This window comes from Proteus hauseri ATCC 700826 (assembly GCF_001654965.1).
Classification (GTDB): Bacteria; Pseudomonadota; Gammaproteobacteria; order Enterobacterales; family Enterobacteriaceae; genus Proteus; species Proteus hauseri.
In genome coordinates this window covers 1-21,209 of sequence record NZ_LXEV01000023.1, presented here as the reverse complement: position 1 = coordinate 21,209, position 21,209 = coordinate 1, and the positions used below count along the sequence as shown (strand labels likewise).

The 21,209-nt window shown below is 35.1% G+C and carries 18 protein-coding genes and 1 pseudogene; 9 read left to right on the top strand and 10 right to left on the bottom strand.

The window, feature by feature from the left end; translation table 11 throughout:
- Positions 1-3: 3 nt before the first annotated feature.
- The 3 genes from glgX to M997_RS09850 all read right to left on the bottom strand — a co-directional run bounded on the left by glgX (position 4) and on the right by M997_RS09850 (position 5,506).
- Positions 4-2,073 carry a glycogen debranching protein GlgX gene (gene glgX / locus M997_RS09860; protein ID WP_074379348.1) on the bottom strand — a complete coding sequence of 690 codons (2,070 nt, stop codon included), beginning with the start codon at positions 2,071-2,073 and terminating at the stop codon, positions 4-6.
- A gap of 1 nt (position 2,074) precedes the next feature.
- Positions 2,075-4,258, bottom strand: coding sequence for a 1,4-alpha-glucan branching protein GlgB (glgB, locus tag M997_RS09855; protein ID WP_064719952.1), 2,184 nt, complete (start codon positions 4,256-4,258; stop codon positions 2,075-2,077).
- Between the two features lie 366 nt (positions 4,259-4,624).
- Positions 4,625-5,506, bottom strand: coding sequence for a LysR substrate-binding domain-containing protein (locus M997_RS09850; RefSeq protein WP_082918413.1), 882 nt, complete (start codon positions 5,504-5,506; stop codon positions 4,625-4,627).
- 119 nt (positions 5,507-5,625) lie between these two features.
- Here M997_RS09850 and M997_RS09845 point away from each other — a divergent pair, with 119 nt between their 5' ends.
- On the top strand, positions 5,626-6,351 hold the full coding sequence (locus M997_RS09845; protein ID WP_064719951.1) for a sulfite exporter TauE/SafE family protein: 726 nt from the start codon (positions 5,626-5,628) through the stop codon (positions 6,349-6,351).
- 64 nt (positions 6,352-6,415) lie between these two features.
- On the opposite strand, the gene M997_RS09840 is transcribed toward M997_RS09845, so the two are convergent.
- The gene (locus tag M997_RS09840) at positions 6,416-7,030 is read right to left on the bottom strand and encodes a TetR/AcrR family transcriptional regulator (protein ID WP_064719950.1); all 615 of its coding nucleotides are present in this window, start codon (positions 7,028-7,030) and stop codon (positions 6,416-6,418) included.
- An 86-nt stretch (positions 7,031-7,116) separates the two neighbouring features.
- Here M997_RS09840 and M997_RS09835 point away from each other — a divergent pair, with 86 nt between their 5' ends.
- Together M997_RS09835 and M997_RS09830 are read left to right on the top strand one after the other, a co-directional pair.
- Positions 7,117-7,890, top strand: coding sequence for a DJ-1/PfpI family protein (locus tag M997_RS09835; RefSeq protein ID WP_064719949.1), 774 nt, complete (start codon positions 7,117-7,119; stop codon positions 7,888-7,890).
- A gap of 50 nt (positions 7,891-7,940) precedes the next feature.
- Positions 7,941-8,537: a sugar O-acetyltransferase gene (locus tag M997_RS09830; protein ID WP_064719948.1), complete on the top strand. Its 597-nt coding sequence runs from the start codon at positions 7,941-7,943 to the stop codon at positions 8,535-8,537.
- 86 nt (positions 8,538-8,623) lie between these two features.
- Here the strand turns inward: M997_RS09830 and M997_RS09825 are convergent, their stop codons facing one another.
- Positions 8,624-9,394, bottom strand: a complete 771-nt coding sequence (locus M997_RS09825; RefSeq protein ID WP_064719947.1) for a GNAT family N-acetyltransferase — start codon at positions 9,392-9,394, stop codon at positions 8,624-8,626.
- 9 nt (positions 9,395-9,403) lie between these two features.
- Positions 9,404-10,513, bottom strand: a pseudogene (locus M997_RS09820) (NAD(P)/FAD-dependent oxidoreductase).
- Between the two features lie 538 nt (positions 10,514-11,051).
- Between M997_RS09820 and leuE the strand changes: the two are divergent.
- On the top strand, positions 11,052-11,699 hold the full coding sequence (leuE, locus tag M997_RS09810; protein WP_064719944.1) for a leucine efflux protein LeuE: 648 nt from the start codon (positions 11,052-11,054) through the stop codon (positions 11,697-11,699).
- Positions 11,700-11,771: 72 nt separating this feature from the next.
- Here the strand turns inward: leuE and M997_RS09805 are convergent, their stop codons facing one another.
- Complete coding sequence (locus M997_RS09805; protein WP_064719943.1) at positions 11,772-12,794, bottom strand: methyltransferase; 1,023 nt, start codon at positions 12,792-12,794, stop codon at positions 11,772-11,774.
- Between the two features lie 384 nt (positions 12,795-13,178).
- On the opposite strand from M997_RS09805, the gene M997_RS09800 reads away from it, so the two are divergent.
- The 4 genes from M997_RS09800 (at position 13,179) to yqfB (ending at position 16,441) form a co-directional block, all read left to right on the top strand.
- The gene (locus M997_RS09800) at positions 13,179-14,327 is read left to right on the top strand and encodes an MFS transporter (protein WP_064719942.1); all 1,149 of its coding nucleotides are present in this window, start codon (positions 13,179-13,181) and stop codon (positions 14,325-14,327) included.
- Between the two features lie 159 nt (positions 14,328-14,486).
- The gene (locus M997_RS09795; RefSeq protein WP_064719941.1) at positions 14,487-15,095 is read left to right on the top strand and encodes a DNA-3-methyladenine glycosylase family protein; all 609 of its coding nucleotides are present in this window, start codon (positions 14,487-14,489) and stop codon (positions 15,093-15,095) included.
- 91 nt (positions 15,096-15,186) lie between these two features.
- Positions 15,187-16,020 (top strand): bifunctional DNA-binding transcriptional regulator/O6-methylguanine-DNA methyltransferase Ada, encoded by an 834-nt coding sequence (gene ada / locus M997_RS09790; protein ID WP_064720167.1) that lies wholly within the window; start codon positions 15,187-15,189, stop codon positions 16,018-16,020.
- A gap of 100 nt (positions 16,021-16,120) precedes the next feature.
- Positions 16,121-16,441: a N(4)-acetylcytidine aminohydrolase gene (gene yqfB / locus M997_RS09785; protein WP_064719940.1), complete on the top strand. Its 321-nt coding sequence runs from the start codon at positions 16,121-16,123 to the stop codon at positions 16,439-16,441.
- A gap of 59 nt (positions 16,442-16,500) precedes the next feature.
- On the opposite strand, the gene M997_RS09780 is transcribed toward yqfB, so the two are convergent.
- Together M997_RS09780 and M997_RS17205 are read right to left on the bottom strand one after the other, a co-directional pair.
- The gene (locus M997_RS09780; protein WP_064719939.1) at positions 16,501-18,237 is read right to left on the bottom strand and encodes an ABC-F family ATP-binding cassette domain-containing protein; all 1,737 of its coding nucleotides are present in this window, start codon (positions 18,235-18,237) and stop codon (positions 16,501-16,503) included.
- Positions 18,238-18,781: 544 nt separating this feature from the next.
- Positions 18,782-18,958 (bottom strand): MerR family transcriptional regulator, encoded by a 177-nt coding sequence (locus tag M997_RS17205; RefSeq protein WP_082918411.1) that lies wholly within the window; start codon positions 18,956-18,958, stop codon positions 18,782-18,784.
- A gap of 229 nt (positions 18,959-19,187) precedes the next feature.
- Here M997_RS17205 and ddlA point away from each other — a divergent pair, with 229 nt between their 5' ends.
- Positions 19,188-20,288, top strand: coding sequence for a D-alanine--D-alanine ligase (ddlA, locus tag M997_RS09775; RefSeq protein WP_064719938.1), 1,101 nt, complete (start codon positions 19,188-19,190; stop codon positions 20,286-20,288).
- A gap of 61 nt (positions 20,289-20,349) precedes the next feature.
- Here the strand turns inward: ddlA and M997_RS09770 are convergent, their stop codons facing one another.
- Complete coding sequence (locus M997_RS09770; protein ID WP_248846337.1) at positions 20,350-21,186, bottom strand: DMT family transporter; 837 nt, start codon at positions 21,184-21,186, stop codon at positions 20,350-20,352.
- Positions 21,187-21,209 lie beyond the last annotated feature (23 nt).

Here is a 21,209-nt window from a genome sequence, read left to right as displayed (position 1 = left end):
AAATTACTCAGTCTGGGAGGAAATCGTTGGTAACTTCTCAGCGCAAGACTGAGGATAAAAAACGCTACTTCGCCAGAGCGTGATACTGCTAGGTTGTATTTCACATTGCTGTTTTTGTGTTGAATAACACCGCGGCCAATTTGCGGTATCTAGCAAACAAGACCATTGACCTTGAGGTAAAGAAAAAAGGGCACTATTTCGTAATGGATTAATCATCAAAATCCATTGCTTAGCTAAAACAATTTGTAATGGAGAAGGTGGGAGTTGTTGCCAATTTTCATTGCTAATTGGCTCACCATGTTGGTTTAACCAAATAATATTTTGGCTATTGCTTTCCCACCACTCTAGAGATTGCAATGGGATAATTTGGCGGCGTAATTCAATAAGGTGACTAATATAATCTGTTAGGTTATAAGGTGGTTGAAACCATTTTATCCAACTAACTTTATTATCTTGGCAATAAGCATTGTTATTACCGTACTGTGTATTACCTAATTCATCGCCCGCTAATAAGTGAGGTGTACCTCTAGAGAGCAGTAATGTGGCAAATAAGTTTCTTATTGCATGTAATCTGAGGTGTTCTATTTTATCGTTAACAATCAAACCTTCCTCACCAAAATTCACACTGTAATTGGTGTTATGCCCATCTAGATTTGATTCACCGTTTTCTTCATTATGTTTATTTTGATAACTAACCAAATCGCGTAATGTAAAACCATCATGGCTAGTCAGCATATTAATGCTGGAATATGGCGGCCTACCATGTTTATGATATAGCTTGGCTGAGCCAGTAATAATGTCGGCAAATGTAGCAATAGAGACATCTCGCCATAACCAAAAACGACGAACAACATCACGATAAGTATCATTCCACTCAGTAAATGGAACAGGAAAATTACCGACTTGATAACCATCAGAACCCAAATCCCAAGGTTCTGCGATAAGCTTAATGCGAGAAAGTAGCGGATCTTGACGTATTGCTGTTAATAACGGTGAATGCACATCAAAATAAGGTACTCTGCCAAGACTCGTTGCTAAATCAAATCGAAAACCATCAACATGATATTCGGTTACCCAATAACGCAAACAGTCCATAACCCACTGAACAGTTTCGGGACGATTTAAATTAAGTGTGTTTCCACATCCAGTCCAATTTTGTGCTTTATTCTCATCGTTTAACCAATAATAAGCCTGATTATCAATACCACGTTGTGAAACAATATAACCTTCAGTCTGATCACTTAATTCTGCCGTATGGTTAAATACCACATCTAAAATAACTTCAATATTGGCTTTATGTAGGCGCTTTATGGCTTCTCTAAACTCATCCATAATATTGCGGCCCGTGTTTGAATAATATTGTGTCGCTAAAGCAAAAGGCGCTAATACGTTATAGCCCCAATAGTTTTTTAATCCAATATTATTAAGATGAGGCTCAGTTAAGTGATATTGAACGGGTAATAGCTCCAGAGCGGTGATACCCAATTTTTGCAAATGGGATATAAAAGCAGGGTGCCCTAATGCAGCGTAAGTACCTGCAATGTCATTAGGAATATCTGGATGAAGTTTCGTCAGTCCTTTTACGTTTCCTTCATAAATAATAGTTTTTGACCATGGCGTATTTAAACGCTGATAGGTTTCTTTCTCTTTATAAGAATGACAAAAACAGCCACTATCATCTGTAATAATACCTTTAGGCATCATTGCGCTATTATCATGCTCTAACACATTAAAAACAGAGGAAGTAAAGGGCAGCGTATTATCAATAATTTCTGTGACTTGTTTGGCATAAGGATCTAGCAATAGCTGTTGTGGTTGATAAAAGGATCCATGCTCGGGATCCCATTTACCCTCTACACGATAACCATAGTGTAAACCAGGCCCTGCACCGGGTAAGTAACCGTGCCAGATATGGCCCGTTTTACCGGGTAGTTGATAGCGGATCTCTTTGCCTGCTTTATCAAATAAGCAAAGTGTTACTTTAGTAGCATTTTGACTAAATAATGTGAAATTGACACCATAGCCATCATAATGGCTCCCCATAGGAAAAGGACGACCATAATCTAATGACATATTAATCCTTTACTGTTAAATAAAGTGTAGCAAGTGGCGGTAAAGTCAGTGTCAAAGAGTTAGGCTTGCCATTGAATACCTCTGTGGTTGTCTTTATTTCACCTAAATTTCCAACATTGCTTCCATTATAAAACTCAGAATCACTGTTTAGGATTTCCTGATAAGCACCAGCACGATAAACACCAACAACATAGTTATGATGCACAACTGGCGTAAAATTGCAGATAACGACGACTTCATTACCTTGTTTATCACGACGACAGAAAGCAAAAACGGAATTGTCTTGATCATCAACGGTTAACCATTCAAAACCGTTTCGGTCAAAATCGCATTCATAAAGCGGGGTATAAGATTGGTAACAACCATTTAGATCACGAACTAAATGCTGTATACCTTTATGCGGACTTTCAGGATTTTCTAATAGATGCCAATCTAAGCTACTGTCATGGTTCCATTCACGCCATTGCGCAAATTCACATCCCATAAAAAGCAATTTTTTACCCGGAAATGCCCACATAAAGGCAAGATAAGTACGTAAATTAGCGAATTTTTGCCAATCATCACCGACCATTCGACCGATTAGTGAGCCTTTACCATGAACGAACTCATCGTGAGACAAAGGGAGAACAAAATTTTCGTTATAGGCATAGAGCATACCAAAGGTCATTTGATTATGATGGAATTTCCGATAGATAGGATCGAGCTGCATATAAGACAAAGTGTCATGCATCCATCCCATATTCCATTTGTAATTAAAACCTAGCCCGTCATCATCAGGAGGCAGTGTTACACCAGGAAAATCGGTAGACTCTTCAGCTATGGTTATTGTACCTGAGCAAGTTGTACCCAATAATTTATTGGTATGGCGAATAAAATCGATAGCTTCTAAATTTTCACGGCCACCATGTTTATTGGGGATCCATTCACCTTCTTTGCGGCTATAGTCGCGATAAAGCATTGAAGCTACGGCATCAAATCGGAAACCATCTATTGCAAAGTGTTCATGCCAATAAAGCAAATTACCCGAAAGATAATTCATTACTTCATTACGACCATAATTATAAATTAAGGTATTCCAATCTGGGTGAAAACCTTCTCGTCTATCCGCATATTCATACAGAGCAGTGCCATCAAAACAGCGTAAGCCGTAGTCATCTTCAGGGAAATGACCGGGAACCCAATCTAAAATCACACTAATGCCTGCTTGATGCGCTGTTTCAATAAAATCACGAAAATCCATTGGCGAACCAAAACGACGAGTGGGCGAATATAACCCTAATGGTTGATATCCCCATGAACCATCAAAAGGATGTTCGTTAATGGGTAATAATTCGATATGTGTAAAGCCCATATCTTTAACATAAGGAATTAATTGTTCTGCAAGTTCGCGGTAACTTAACCAGCTTTGATCATCAACATGGCGACGCCAAGAACCTAAATGCACCTCATAAATAGAAATAGGAGCATTACGCTGATTCGCTTGTTGGCGCGATAACGGCATAGATTGAATGGGGGGTAAGGTATTAATAACAGAGGCAGTTTCAGGACGAACTTGCGTTTCAAATGCATAAGGGTCAGCTTTAAGATGACGCTGTCCATTGATATCTAAAATGGCATATTTATAGCGCTCACCAAGCTGTGCTTGCGGGAGAAAAAGCTCCCAAATACCACTTTCGCGGCGTAAACGCATAGGAAAACGACGTTCATCCCAAAAAGAGAAATCGCCCACAACACTGACACTTTGTGCATTAGGTGCCCATACGGCAAAAGAGATACCATTAATATCTCCTAATGTAACGGGGTGTGCACCTAAACATTGATAAGGACGAGAATGATGCCCTTGAGTTAAAAACCAGATGTCCATTTCTTGAAGCAACACACCAAATCGATATGGGTCTTCAATAATGTCTTGGTTATTTTGCCAAGTGACAGCTAAACAGTAAGTAAAACTGCGCTTACGTCTAGGAATAACACCAGAATAAAAACCAGCAGGGTGCTTTTGTTCTAATATGGCAACCTTACGGCCACTTTTTTTATCGATAACACTTACAGCGGTTGCATCGGGTAAAAATACACGGACTTCTAATCCAATAGATGTTTCATGCATACCAAGTAGAGCAAAAGGATCAGACTCAAACCCATTAATCAGTTTTTCTATTGCTTTTTTCGTCACAGCTACAGACATCTCATCGTCCTTAGTTGCTAGCAAAATAAATTAGTAAACTTTATTAGTTAATGTCAGCATAGAACGTGTATTTAAGTTAAACAATAAGTGTTTATAACTGATTATATAAAAATCGAATAATAAACACACATAAAATAGCGTGCATTTATATTGTAATTAATTGTATTTATTTGGTTTTAAATCTAATGGCAGGTAAATTCTTCGAATAATTAAAACAGCACGATTAGCTTTTTTTAATCGCGAGAATAACGCATGAAGCATTAGTTAATTTTAATTAAATAAATAAAATAAGCGTTAGTCTATATACTAAAAAAGTTAAAAAAAGTATATTTCATTACAGATTTTTGGCTTATTTCATTAGTAAAATTAACTTTTCTGCATTGTTAACCATTGTTCAAAATCAATATGTGTTTTTGTTTTTTGAACACCAAGAGGCGTTAACGCATAGTAGCAAATAGGGGCAATTTGAATTTCAGGAAATAAGACCTTTAATCGGCTATCACTAATATCATTTGATAAAATAGAAAGTGGGCCAATTCCAATACCTAATCCATCTAAGATGGCCTGCAAAGAAATATGAAAATGGTCAAATCGATAATGACGAAAAAACTGCTCATTTGTGTTGAGTTTTGCCTTAGTTAGCCATTGTTGCCAGTGCCCAGGCCGAGTTAATGTATCAATAACAGGGCAGTCAAAAACACCCCCCATTTCAGTGACATTGTAACGTTTTAATAGTTTTTCAGAGGCCACAAGGCAATGAACATCATTAAGAAAAGCAATAGATGAATATTCTTGTTGTTGAGGATGTGGACGAATAATCAAATCATCATGACTAATTAAATGAAATCGCTCACTATTTGCTGATGCTATTTGGATATTCGCATTAGGATATTGCTGATAAAAATCCTCCATTCGAGGAATTAACCATTTAAGACACAACGTTGTAGGCACACTAATATTAAGAATATCGTTTTTACCTCCGTTACCATAACGAAAACCAATATCATTTAATTTATCAAAAACATCACTTAACTCTTGTGCCAGTGTTAATGCATAAGGTGTAGGAACTCTCCGTAAGCCTTGTTTATAAAATAGAGATACTCCAAACCATTTTTCTATCACCTGAATATGTCGACTAATTGCCCCATGAGTGACACACAATGTTTGAGCTGCTTCAGTAAAACTTTGACTATGACAAGCAACAAGAAAAGCTCGCAGTGAAGGCAGAGGAGGGAAATTTTTCATCATAATATTCTCATTATCGCTTTCTTATTAAAAGTCACAGTATTGTGACATTTTATCACAGGCAAAAATAAAGAAGACAGGTATGATACTTTTCTTTAACTTATTGAACTTAAAGGATGATAATGAGCTTTGTTGCTGTGATTTTATTAGCAGTGTTTTCTGGGGTAATTAGTGGTGTTGTGGGAACGGGCTCATCTATTTTACTTATTCCAGCACTAACTTATGTTTTTGGTGCTAAAGAGGCTGTCCCTATTATGGCGTTAGCTTCTGTTATGGGAAATTTATCACGTATTTACTTATGGCGTCATAGTATTTGCTTAAAACCATTATTTTATTATCTGTTACCTGGTGTTCCTGCCGTGATCCTTGGCGCAAATACATTATGGTTACTGCCTGAAAAGTGGATTAATATTGGGATGGGGTTATTTTTTATTTTTATGATCCCAATTATTCATTTATTACGTCGTCATCAAATTAAAATGAAAACCTACCAAGTTATTATTTCAGGTGCTGTTGTTGGCTATTTAACTGGTGTTGTGTTCTCAACAGGTCCACTTACAATACCTATATTTTCGGCATATGGATTAACATTAGGCCCATTACTTGCTACAGAGGCCGCTGCTTCTTTTATTATTTACCTTACAAAAGCACTGACATTTAGTCAGTTAGGTGCCATTGATAGTTTTATTTTAATTAGCGGTGTATTAGTCGGCGGTGGATTAACATTAGGAAATTTTTTAGGTAAAAAGCTTGTACTAAAACTTACGCCAAAACTATTTCAATGGTTACTTGATAGTATGTTAATTTTTGCGGGTGGTTCTCTATTAATCAATGGCCTCATTTCATAATTAAGCAATCAACGCATTATTGCGTTGATACTGATGATTAAATCTATTTTTGCCATTATTTATCTTATTGTTCAGATAGAAAGGGCGAAATTAACATTAGTGATATATCGGCTAAAGGAATAAGTGAATCTGCCGATGCTCCAGCTCTTGCTCTTAACGAAATTGAGTGCAAGAGCGCAACAATACCTAATGCAATAGAGTGAACATCTACAGTTTCTTTTAATTCTCCCATTTCGCGAGCCTCTTTTAAGACATCAATAACTTGCTGTGTTTGTGCATTAATAACATCATTAAGCATAGATTGAATTGCAGGATCTGCGATTTCAGTCACTGCGGTTGAAAGCACCATACATCCTGTTAATCCCTCACTATCAGTATAAAAACGAATAGCTGACAAAAGATAACGCTGTATTCGCACTGCAATAGTATCTTCTGGAGAGTTCTTTTCTAATTCATGATAATAACGTGTCGCTGCAATATGATTAAAACGCTCAATAGCTTTTGTATAAAGTGCGGCCTTATTGCCAAATGCCGCATATAAACTGGGTTTATTCATTTGCGTTTCAATAACCAAATCATCCATTGATGTGGCTGTAAATCCTTTTCTCCAAAATAACGCCATAATTTTATCAAGTGCAGCATCACTATCATAACGACGAGGGCGACCTTTTTTTTGCATTTTGTACCACCTAGTAAGAAATGTGTTTACTCAGTATAGAACAAATGTCATTATTTTACTAATCAGTACAAAATAGGAAGAAAAAAATGAATAAGCATGAAATGATTTATGGAAAAAATATGGCTTCAATTATTGAGCTTGTTGAAGAGGGACGGAAACAACAACTTAACCCATTAAAGATAGGTATTTTTGTTTGCCCTGGTTTTATGCCTATGGACATTAATGGCGCACAATCTGTATTTACCATTGCCAGTGCTGAGATCTACTTTATTTGGAAAAAGAAAGAGTTAGTCGAAGGTTATATTGGTTGGCCAACAATGCCAACAATGACCTTTGATGAATGTCCTGAAGATCTCGATGTATTAGTTGTGGGAATGGTGCCACCAGAAATCGTTGAAGACACTGAAACTTTGGCTTTTTTTGCCAATATTGGTCGTAAAGCGCGCTATGTTATTGGTACATGTTATGGCTCTTTAGTACTAGGAGCTGCGGGTTTATTAAAAGGCAAAAAAGCAACCAGTAACTCAAATGTGGTACCTATGCTGCCTGATGTTGGTGCAACGGCTGTTGCGGGGAGTGATGTCGTTATTGATGGAAATATTTATACATCAGGGCCAGCCACGGGGTCATTTGACGCTTCTTTATTGGTATTAGAGCAGCTATTAGGAACTCCTTTTGCGCAATTAACAGAGCTGGCAATTGAGTATGATCCAAGACCTCCTTTTGGTACTGGCTCACCAACCCTGGCAGGGCCAGAGATGACAGCAATAGCGCAAACACTGACAGCGAAATTGAATCAACAATTTCACCAATCAGCCCGAAATGGATTCAAAAAAACAAGGTTAACCGAAAATAATTAAGCTAGGATGCTATCTTTAGCTGTTTTATGCATTTAATCTTTGGAGTCATTATGACTGAATACGAAAAAATGGTATCAGGCCATCTTTATCACGCAAATAAAGAAGAAAAACTGCAACTAATAAGAACAAAAGCGCGCGAAATTATTTATGATTTTAATCTCACTCGTCCTTCTGAAGATGCGAAAAGAATTAATTATTTAAAACAGCTATTAGGAAAAACAGGAAAAATTTTTTATATTGAACCACCATTTCATTGTGATTACGGTGAATTAATCGAAATTGGTGAGAATTTTTATTCTAATTTCAATTTAACTATTTTAGATTGTGCACCAGTAAAAATTGGCAGCAATGTAATGTTTGCTCCTAATGTAAGTCTTCTAACTGCAACCCATCCTATCGATCCTGAAATACGCAGCAGTGAGCTTGAATATGCACTTCCCATTACTATTGGCAATCATGTTTGGTTAGGGGCAGGATGTATAGTTCTACCTGGTGTTACTATTGGGGATAACTGTGTTATTGGTGCAGGAAGTGTAGTAACTAAATCTATTCCTGCCAATTCCGTTGCTGCTGGTAATCCCTGTCGCGTTCTTCGACAGATTGGAGAAAAAGATAAAGCTGATGCTCAACAACGAAACTATAGGTAATTTTTCACATAAATAAAACATCAGTAACTTATTATTTAGGCTCAACAATATCCAATAAACGTATCTAGTTGAGCCTAAAAATATTATTACTCTTTAATAAAACTCAAATAATTAAAGAGTGGTTTAAACCCAAATTTTCGATACAACTCTAAACCATCAGCTGATGCATCTAAAAAGCAGCGCTCAACACCTTGTTCACGACAAAACTCTAAAACATGTGTAATTAAGTGCGTTGCATAGCCGTTTCCTTGGTAATTAATATCAGTTCCAATATCATCGAAACGTGCTAGGTTTTCATGCAAAGTTAACGTTAATGAAGAAACGGGAGCACCATCTACTAATAATGCGTAGTGAAAAATATTGGCGCCATTATCTAATGCTTTTTGATGATAACGAATATATTCAGTAATAATTGTATCTTCATCACCATTATCACCCACGGGAAATGCTGTTTTTAATGGATGAGCCCATTGTTCTAAATTATGGTTAGTTAAAATAATGTCGCATGGACTATTTTTATAGTTAGGGTACGTCGCTTCTGATAGCGTTAAATACATCGCTGTAGTCATTCCATCGCCACTATAACCTGCATTTTTAATCATAGTGTCAAAATCAAGTAATAGAGATTCTGGAAAAACTAAAATATGCCCTTTTTTCTGAGAGGAAAATAGGGTACTGGCTTGTTGAAATGCGCTTTCTGTTGCACCTTGGCGAAGGTAAATAAAATTAAAAATAGGTGCATCCATTGGGGTCATAAAGCAGTGAGTGTGATCACCGATACGAATATTATTTTCGCAAATTTCAGACCAAAAGGCTTTTTCTATAATTTTAAATTCTTTATACAGTTGTGCATCCATAATGGTTCTCTAGATAAATCGCGATAAGCGATAAGGGGTAAGCATAGGGTTCGCTTTTTGGTGTATCAGTTCTTGTGCAACTAATTCACACAATAAAGGTGACAGCGTCACGGCTGCATGCATAGTAACAATATATAGTCCCTGAAAGGGAGACACAGGACCAACAATTGGCATTTCATCTTTGGGCATAGGCCGTTCACCAACTGAGACTTGTGTAATCGTTAGTTTACCGATATCTGTAAAATTATCATAAAAAGTCTCTTTCGCACGTTGCGCAATGTGCTCAGGGTGATGTTCATCACTATTATCAATGTAATCTTCTGCTGCAATAATCTCATTTTGAGCCAAATGACGTAACTCCATTTCTGGCGTAGAAATAATACAGGGTAAAAATACATTATTAGCAGTATAGGTTGTTTTTAATAAAATACTTGGTGATGCATATAGAGGTAAATCAATCTGTTGTGCAGATAATAGCGGTAAAGCGCCAGTACCTGCAGTTAAAATAACATAATCACTATATAAATCGCCTTGGGCTGTTTTAACACCAATAATTTGGTTGCCTTTACGTAAAAGTGCAATGACTTCATTATTCTCGCTATATTTAACTCCCATATTTTGAGCTTGTTGAAGTAATATTTTGATTACGTGTAAAGGATCTACTGCACCTTCGTTCATCGTAAATGCTGCTAATTCGGGTGGATTACGAAGCTGAGGTACTTTTTTAATAAGTTGTTTTTTAGTTAGAGGTTGAACATTAAAACCTGCTTGATTATGAGTTTTAATAAATTGTTCAGTTTCACTTTCAGAAGACATCCAACTTATTGCTCCCGACTAATCTATATTGAGTAAACCTTGAGTTTGTTTATCAAGCTCTCGCCAGCCGTTAATTGAATCCGCACGTAATTGTTGATAAGCATCAGGACGTCCATAAGAAACATTTAGCCAAGCAAAAGAGGCACTCGTAGCACCAGAGCCGGCCGTAGATTTATCAAGTAAGATAACCTGCATATTACTCATTTTTGCTAAGTACCATGCCTGCATTACACCGACAATACCTGCACCAACAATAATAATTTTCTTTTGAAAATGCAGTTGTTGTGGTTTGTTTGGTCTCATTTCAATTTCTCTAGTAACAAAGGTTATAAACCCTACATACAATAGTAAAAACGATACAGATTAATCTTTTTAACAAAAAGGATCTTGTTTATTCTATCACTATTCGTGCTAACCAATCATTGTAGACAATAATAAAATTATATTTTTCAATTATTTATAAAACAAAAGCCATCTAGCAACACATGATAAATCAGAAATAAAAAACAATAGCTTAATACTCTATAACATAAAACAAACAATAGGGTATTATTGCTATTTTATATTTAAAATATAGTTTTTATAACTAACTTTTAAAAAAATATCAGATTATTAGTCTTTAAAAAAGATAATAACAGCACCGTACTATAACAATGGTTAAGCTTAGATTATTACTCTTAAATTTAATGTAAAAATAGACCATACGACTGCCTTTTGGTTAGATTATTAGAATATAAATCTTATTTATATTTATAATAAAGATTATTGTTTTACAAATTTATTAACGTCGATATGATAGCTCACATATCCAGCATGTCATTTTAATTTAAAAAGGCGTCATATGTTAGAAAATATCGGTATTTCAAATATTTGGACATACCTTTTAGGCGTTATTTTTATCACGTTAGTCCCTGGACCTAACTCGATTTTCGTCCTAACTTCCAGTGCGAAGCATGGCGTAAAAGGGGGGTATAAAGCCGCTCTTGGTGTTTTTACGGGTGATGCATTATTAATCTTTTTGGCATTTTTGGGGGTTGCTTCATTAGTCAAGACTTCACCCGTCTTCTTTATTATTATTAAATATGCAGGTGCTCTTTACTTAACTTATTTAGGATTAAAAACCCTATATGCAACGTTTCAAAAGAAAAAAGAGACAGCAGAAGAGGTCTCAGTAGAAGCAATAAAAGCAAAAGATGGTTTATATGTTAAAGCTCTATTTTTAAGTATGCTTAATCCTAAAATGATTATTTTTTATGTGTCATTTTTTATTCAATTTATTGATCCTAAATACGAAAATGCGGGTATTCCATTTTTTGTATTAGGCGTAATTTTAGAAACTTGTAGTATGCTGTATTTATCTATACTTATCTTTGGTGGTGTCGCAATTACTAATAAAGTTAAGCATAACAAACGACTAGCTTCATTATCTAACAGTTGTATTGGCGCCGTGTTCTTACTTTTTGGTGCTAAATTAGCTTTAACAGCTTAATGCGACAATTTAGATATCAGGTCACTGCTTAATTAAGTAGTGACCTTTTTTACTTTCTATATACACTTATATTTATTTTATAACCACTTCTAATATAGCGTGATAAGTATCTGTTTTAATAATTTTATTAATTTTTAAATCTGCTTGATCTAATAAATTATTAAATTCATCAACGGTTCTCTCTCCTGACTCAGGGAAAGCACTCATACAAAGAATATCCATATACTTCGCAGTATCTGGTATGTTTTTCTTGAAGATAACAGGTTCTATAATAAGAACTTTAGAGTCAGGCTTCATTGCTTTTCTAAAATTTTTAAAGAAAGTAACGGCACTGTTATCATCCCAATCATGAATGATGTATTTAATTAAATAAATATCTGATTCAGGGTAGTCACCAAATAGATCTCCTTCAATTAATTTCCATCGGCTATCATCACCTAATTCTGTTAATCGAGTTCTTTCTAATACATGTTTACGATCAAATAGCTGTCCTTTTAATGTTGGGTTAACTCTCAATACTTCTAATAATAAACCACCTAATCCGCCGGCAATATCTGTAACGACTTTATTTTTAGGAAAATCATAGTGCTTTACTATAAAATAGTTTTCTATTTTTGAAAGCGAATTCATACCTACCTGAAAATCATGATCTTCTCTCACATTATCTTGCCAATATTCATAGAAAGACATGCCATATAAATTTTCAAAAGCAGGATTTCCTTGAACAGATTCAACAACATCTCCTACAGGGCGCCAAAACGTTTCATTCGTTAACATTAATATAGAGTCACGCAATGTATATTCATGATCACTTAGTAAAAAATGTCCCGCCGGTGCAAGTGAATACGTTAACCCCTCTGATTCATAAAAAATATTTTCAGAAGCTAATATTCTTAATATCCTATTTAATGCCAATGGTAATGAATTTGTTTCTTTGGCTAATTCATTTACACTTTTGGGACCATCTTTAAGTAAATCTGCAATTTTTAATTTTGCAGCTGCTCTTAATGCTGCTGGAATAGCAAATAGCATTGTCTTTTTCATTAAATCTATAGCAGCAGCTTTATTTTTTAAATCAAAGGTATTATTATTCATGTTATAAAATCCTAAGGTTATTAAATTAAAAATATTAATTTATACATTAAATATAAATTAATTAAATTATAGGTGGTTATTTTATTTGCATGAGCTTATTTTTAATTTTAATTTCCTCAGCGTCATTAGTGATATAATAAATTAATTTATAATTATCGAGTGAAATATAAAAGATATATTTTTTGTAAATATTATTTTTTAGTTATAGTTTTATTTATTACTAATTAAATTTTTATTATTGCTTTAAAATCAAAAGTATTTCTCAAATTAGTCTCTTAATCCTTAATAACAACTATGGCAAAATTGCATCACTTTACAGGACATTACCTTTAAGAAATGAATAACATATTGTTATTTAAGCAATAAAATAACCAAAGGATATTTATGCGACTCAATTTTCCCTTAATTGCTCTTGCAATGGGTGCTTTTGCTATAGGTGCAACAGAGTTTTCACCAATGGGAATGTTACCTCTTATTGCTCAAGGGCTAGACATTTCGATACCAACAGCAGGTATTGCAGTTATAGCATATGCAACGGGTGTTATGATTGGTGCACCAATTATGACTTTACTACTTAACCGATATTCGGTTCGTAAAGCACTAACTATATTAATGGGGTTATTTACGCTAGGTAATATACTTTCAGGATTATCTCCTGATTTTATATCGTTATTATTATCTAGGATTATTACTAGCTTAAACCACGGTGCTTTTTTTGGTATCGGTGCAGTAGTCGCAGCAAGTGTGGTTTTACCTCACCAAAGAGCTAGTGCTGTTGCTGCAATGTTTATGGGATTAACATTAGCAAATATTGTTGGTGTGCCTCTAATGACATGGTTAGGGCAAACAATAGGATGGCGGGGGGCTTTTTTAGCTATTGCCACACTAGGTGTTATTACTATTGCTGCACTACTATTTAGCTTGCCAACAATAGCCAGTAGAAAAGAAACCAATATACGTAACGAATTAAAAGCACTCACCAAAACGCCGGTGTTATTAGCACTTTTAACAACCGTATTGGGTGCAAGTGCTATGTTTACGCTATATACCTATATTGCACCCATTCTAATTAATATTACTGATCTAGCGCCTGAACGTATTATTTTTATGTTAGTTCTTATTGGGATAGGATTTACGTTAGGTAATTATTGGGGCGGAAAAGCAGCAGATAAATCATTAAATAAAGCACTTATCTCTCTTTTCCTATTACTAATTATTAGCATGATGGTTTATCCATTAGTTACAAAAACAGAAATTGGTGCTGGTATTGCTTTAGTTATATGGGGATTTGCTGCATTTGGTTTAGTCCCACCAATTCAAACAAAAGTAATGTTACTTTCTAAAGATGCGCCTGCACTTGCATCTTCAGTCAACATTGGTGCTTTTAACCTTGGTAATGCAATAGGTGCAGCGGCTGGCGGAGTGGTTTTACAAATGGGTTTAGGCTACTCAATGGTGCCGATTGCTGGCGGAATTATTGCGCTATTAGGATTATTATTAGTGTTATGGCAATGTCGCCGAGAATGTCACTAGTTAGGGTTAATGGTACATAATACAAAACTAAATAGCCTAACATTTATGTTAAGGCTATTTAGTTATAAAAAATTACCTTATTAGCAAGAAATGGAGTGCTATAAAACCCTATTGTCAGCCTATACTGAGTACAATCCGTTATCTTAATTGAGATGCTACATGTATTTTTGCTATGGTGAAAAAGAGATAAATACGCTAAAGCGGCGAGATAAACGCTTCGCTGGATTAATAGAGCGAATAGGTGAAGTTAAACGTCCACTTACACCTGATTTATTTACTGCATTAGTTAAAAATATCATTGAGCAGCAAATTTCCGTTTCAGCTGCCATAACCGTAAATCAACGACTATTAGATTTATGTTTGGGAGAATATACACCTGAACGCATCATCCAATTATCTGTAATTGATATTCAGCAATGTGGCATGACAATGCGAAAAGCGGGGTATATTTTAGGTATTGCTGAAAGCGTGCTAACAAGGCAATTAAATTTACACCAAATACCAACGTTAACAGATAAAGAAATTATACATACATTAACCCAATTAAAAGGAGTTGGTGTTTGGACAGCTGAAATGATGTTAATTTCTTCATTAAACCGACCTGATATTTTAAGTTGGGGCGACTTAGCTATTCAGCGTGGAATAATGCGTCTTTATCGCCACAAAACACTAGATAAAACACGCTTTGAACGTTACCGCAAACGCTATTCACCTTATGGTTCTACGGCATCACTTTATTTATGGGCTCTATCTAAAGAGTCTGAATAAATGAGCAACAATCGGAGTGTACGACCTATTTTTTACGTTAATAATGTATCTGACATCCTAATTTGAGTTTTAATTCGAGAGAAAAGCGATGATGGAAGATAAACATAATCAACTTATTGAACAAGCTTGCCGCTTTATTGAAGAAAATAACGGTGATGTTTCATTGGCTCGCATTGCTGAGCATATTATGGTAAGTCCGTATCATTTTCATCGTTTATTTAAATCTATTCTAGGAATAACACCAAAATCTTATGCTAATGCTTATCGCCAGCAGTTAATAAAAAAAGCGCTAACTGAAAACGCACGAATTACAGATGCTATTTATCAATCAGGTTTTAATGCAAATAGCCGTTTTTATGAGAATGCTTCAGCAATATTAGGTATGACACCAACCGATTGGCGTACTGGTGGTGAAAATATTGTCATTTTTTTTGCCATAGGTATTTGCTCCTTAGGAAATATTCTTGTCGCTCAAAGCGAAAAGGGAATTTGTGCGATAACTTTAGGTGATGATGCTGATAATTTACTTGTCGATTTACAAAAACAATTTCCCCACGCTGAGCTTATTGGAGCCAACAAGGAATTTGAACAAATCGTGGCTCAAGTTGTTGGTTTTATAGAGTTTCCCTTGCAATCGTTATCTTTACCATTAGATATTCAAGGAACGATTTTTCAACAAAAAGTATGGAAAGCATTAATGGAAATTCCTTTTGGTTACACGGTTACTTACCAAGATATCGCGAATAAAATTGGTTCCCCAAAAGCTTATCGAGCAGTCGCTAATGCATGTGGCGCAAATAAATTGGCCGTTGCTATCCCTTGTCATCGAGTTGTAAGACAAAATGGTGAGCTATCGGGTTATCGCTGGGGAATCGAGCGCAAAGCAAAGTTGTTGCAAAATGAGCAAAAACTAATAAATAAATGACGCTATCTTAAAAAACAGCGTTTATTCAACACATCCCTCAACAATAAAAATTATCATGATAAGATAATTATTAAATTATAATTTCTCTGTGAGTCAATATATGTTTACTGTTCCAACTGAAATCACGTTCTTTGAACGTTTAATACCTTCTATTCTTTCAGAAAACAAAGTCATTACTATTCGAGATGAGAGTGAAAGCCATTATATACCAGGCTCTGAAGTTGAATTATTTGCTAATGAGCATCGGACTCACTATGGGAAATTAAAAATTTTATCCGTTTCTAAACTGCAATATAGTGATATAAATGAGTATCATGCACAGCAAGAGGGCATGGAATTATCGGTATTAAAAACACTAATTAAAGAAATTTATCCTACGACTGACTCATTATATTTAATTGAATACCGATTAATAAAATAGCGCTCTTTAAACCATAAAAGAAGGGAGCCTATCAGCTCCCTTAAGTTAACCAAGCGTATTTAATTCAGATTGAGAAGTTGCTTTAATTGCTTAATTTCGCTTTCCCATTGTACTTGTAAAGCAGGTTTTTGATGACTTACTTTGCGAGCACGATCTGCTGTCAGTTTTTCTTCAAGTTCAATTAATTGTATTAATTTTTCATCTTCATCATGATTAACAGATTGATTTTCTAGCTGAATATTAACAACATCGCTAGCACTTGTATCTGGCTTTTCTTGTTGCGAAATAAGCTGATAAATTATTTCTATATCATGATGTTCAGTTAAAATACCGTTATGAATATACCAAAAACGATTACAGCTATTTTCAATAAGTTCTCTATCATGGCTTACTAATAATATACCGCCGGAAAATTGACGAATTTGTTCTGCCAGTGCCTGTTTTCCATCCATATCAAGATGGTTAGTTGGTTCATCGAGCATTAATAATGAGTATTTAGCCAAACTTAACCCAATAAATAATAGCCGAGCACGTTCGCCACCACTTAAAGAACTCACAATTTGGCTATGACGAGAATAAGAAAACCCCGCACTAATAAGTGCCATTTTTCTTTGCTCATCTGTCAATGCAACAAAAGGTTTCAGGGCATCAATAAGAGTATCGCTATCAATAAGTTGAGCCATTCTTTGGTCGTAATATCCCAATTCAACACGAGGATGAAGCCTAATAGTACTTTCGCCATCCGTTTTAATGGTTTTCATCGCCCAAATCATTCTTAATAGTGATGATTTTCCCGTTCCATTAGCGCCAATAATTGCAATTCGATCACCACTTTTAATACGCTGATATTCAACGTTATATAACATAGGCGCATTATCAGCTGGGGTAACAGATAACTGATTTAATTCACAAAGCCTATCTGCTCGTAATGAAATACCAGAAAGTTGTAGAACCCATTGATTACCTTCGGTTATATCAACTTGATCGTCTTTTAAACGAATAATCTGTTTTTCCATTTGTTTAGCTTTACGGGATAAGTTTTCATTATCATAAACATGCCCCCAGGTTGCTAATTGCTTAGCACTTTGCGCAATACGATCAATTTCATTTTGTTGAGCTTCACGCCGATGTTGCGCACTAATATCTTGTTCTTCTTGTGCTTGTCGTGCTTGAGAACAGGGTAGACGAAATAATGACAGCGTTTTATTTCGAATAACCCATGTACAATTTGTAACCTGATCTAACAATGTATTATCGTGTGAAACCAAAATAAAACTACCACGCCAATTTTTAAGAAATGACTCTAACCATAAAATGGTTGGAAGATCGAGATGGTTGCTCGGTTCATCTAATAGCAATAAATCAGGCTCAATAATTAACGCTCTGGCTAATAATAAACGAGTGTGTTGACCTCCACTTAATTGTGAGATTAATAACGTTTTTTCATATTCTTTAAAACCCATTTCAGTTAATAGTAAATCGGCTCGCCAACCTTCAGATAATCTGTATTCTTCAGGTAATTTATGAAGGACCGCATCCATTAAAGTTATTGACTGTAATTCGTTAGGTAAGTGTTGCTCTATATAAGCCATAACCGTTTTATTAGCGATGGAAATAGTACCTTCACTAGGAGGCAATTGGTTTGATAGCAGTTTTAATAACGTACTTTTTCCACAACCGTTATAGCCAATTAAACCTATTTTCTCACCTTTAGTCAGAGCGAGTGAAATATTATTTAGCAATAAACCGTGGTTATTATGAAAAGACAGATTTTGTGTAGATAATAATGTGCTCATAGCTTACTCATTTTTTAGGCGTAAAAACGCCTGGGCATTATCAAGCGATAACCCTGTAAGCTGAGGAGAGGTGATAACTAACGTCGCTCAGGCAGGTTAACGCAGTAAAAAACTGTGAGAGCCTGAGCTATTACGATTACCAAAGAAGTGTGAATATTCGATTAGATCACACAACAACATAATTAGCCTCCTTATTTAAATTAATGGGTTGATAGGTAGGCTCATTCTAGCAAAATGAGTTTCGTTTTCACAATATATCTTTTGTACAAAATGGTGTCATTCGGTGTGGATATTTAGAATTTATAAAGCAAGATGAAAATAATCGCTCTATAGAAAAATCCCTACAGTTTATTGCTTATAGTGATTTTATGATTAAGCGAAAAGCTAGCTTGAAAATGATTTTTTTCAGAACAAACTCGAATGTGTTCCAACCCTTTTTGTAATTGGATTAGTTCTTTAATTTTTTATCAATCTCTTCAATTTTTAATTGAACTATATTTCTATCAATTTCAGGTATTTTCTGATGATCACTGCGTTATTTCATTTAATGAAAATAAGCTTGTTGCGCTAAAGATATTAACGCTAATCGAGCAAGGATCTCTGGATGATATACTCGCTTTAACCCTTTACAACCAATAGCGTTAATCAATCCTTTTTTTTCATAATAACGGATTGCAAAAGAGGCTAGACCGGTTGATTGGGATACTTCAGTAATATCCATTTTGGTAAGCTGTTTTTTTCTATTTTTGTGCTCATCCCATCTTCGATAGCATTGTTGCCCATGTAAGGCTATTGCAAAGTAAAATAGTGATTTTTTAACGCACTAAATCATAGAATTTCATCATTTTATCGTAATTTTTCGCAGATAAGAACTATCTGCCTACATTGGGCGTTTTGAACATGATATATTGCTATCTATTCGCTATAGCTGTCCTATAAAAGGTTAGAAAATGAGTAAATTAAGAGTCGCTATTATTTTTGGTGGAAAATCCACTGAACATCAAGTTTCACTTCAGTCAGCAAAAAATATTATTAACGAATTAGATAGAACAAAATTTGACCTCTGTTTAATTGGCATTAATGAACAAGGCCAGTGGCATGAATATTCAGAGACTGATTATTTATTAAATAGCGATAATCCTAAAACCATCTCATTAAGTAAACCACTGCGTGCTGTTGCAATTATTCCTGGTAGTACAAAAAATCAATTTATTGCCCTTGAAGATGGCAAAGCATTACCTCAAATTGATGTTGTTTTCCCAATTGTCCACGGTGCTTACGGTGAAGATGGTACATTACAAGGCTTATTACACATGATTGATATGCCTTATGTTGGACCAAATATCATTAGCTCTGCCGCTTGTATGGATAAAGATGTCACTAAACGTCTACTAGATGGCGCGGGGTTAGCGGTTGCTCCATTCATTACTGTGATGAAACATCAAATTAATGAGGTTTCTTACAACGAAATCGTGCGCCAATTAGGTCTTCCTCTTTTTATTAAACCAGCTAATTTAGGTTCTTCTGTAGGTATTAGTAAAGTAAATAACGAAGCAGAATTTAATGCAGCACTGACTATGGCATTTGAATATGATTTAAAGGTTATTGTTGAAAGTGCCATTGTAGGCCGTGAAATTGAATGTGCTGTTTTAGGAAATGAAAAACCTGAAGTTAGCCCTTGTGGAGAAATCGTATTAAACGATGCATTTTATGCCTATAACACAAAATATATTGATGATGATGGAGCTAAAGTTATTGTACCTGCGGTAATCAATGACGATGTCAGTTTAAATATTCGTCAAACCGCACTGAAGGCTTATCGTGTATTAAATTGTTTAGGTATGGCGCGTGTTGATGTGTTTTTAACTCAAGATAATCGTGTAGTCATTAATGAAATTAATACACTACCTGGTTTTACCAATATCAGTATGTATCCGAAGTTATGGCAAAGTGCTGGTCTAGAATATAAATCGCTTATTACTAAGCTGATTGAGTTTGCACTTGATTACCATAAAAAAACATCAGTATTAAAAACAAAATGTGAGCTTTAATTAACAAAACATATTTAAAATCCTCGCCTAAAATAGGGCGAGGATTATATTAATTTATACATTAAGCATATTTTCGTGATCCTGCGACACAAAAAATAACTGCTATCGTCACTAATAACATAATAATATTTACTGATTCATTAAGTAATGTTGCTGCCAGTGCTAAGCCAAAAAAGGGTTGTAATAATTGAAGCTGACCAACGGCTGCAATCCCACCTTGAGAAAGACCTTTGTACCAAAAAATAAAGCCTATTAGCATACTAAAAAGCGAAACATAACCTAATCCTACCCACGCAGAAGTTCTGATAATACTTAATGAGGCTGGCATCAGAATAAAAGTAAGAATAAACATAATGGGTAATGAAACAATTAATGCCCAACAAATAACTTGCCAACCGCCAAGTGATCTCGTTAATGTCGCACCTTCTGCATAGCCTAATCCACAAACAATTACAGAGGCTATCATCAATATATTAGCGCTAATAGATGATGTACCACCTTGAGATATCGCATATCCCATTACTAATAAACTACCAATAATAGAAAATAGCCAGAAAATAGGGCGCGGCTTTTCACCACCGCGTATTACCGCAAATATGGCGGTTGAAAGCGGTAATAACGCTAAAAAAACTAAAGAATGTGCAGATGTCATTTCCTGTAGCGCAATAGCTGTTAATAAGGGGAAACCAACAACAACACCTAAAGAGACTACGGTTAATGATATCCATTGTCGTAATGTAGGTAGTTTTTCTTTATAAAGTAATAACATGCCAAGAGATAATAGCCCAGCAATTGTTGCTCTTGCGGCTGTAAGAAAAAGAGGATCAAATCCAAGTACCGCCGCTTTTGTGGCAGGTAGTGAACCACTAAAAATTAGCATACCAATAAAACCATTAATCCATCCTCTTTTTCGTTCATTTT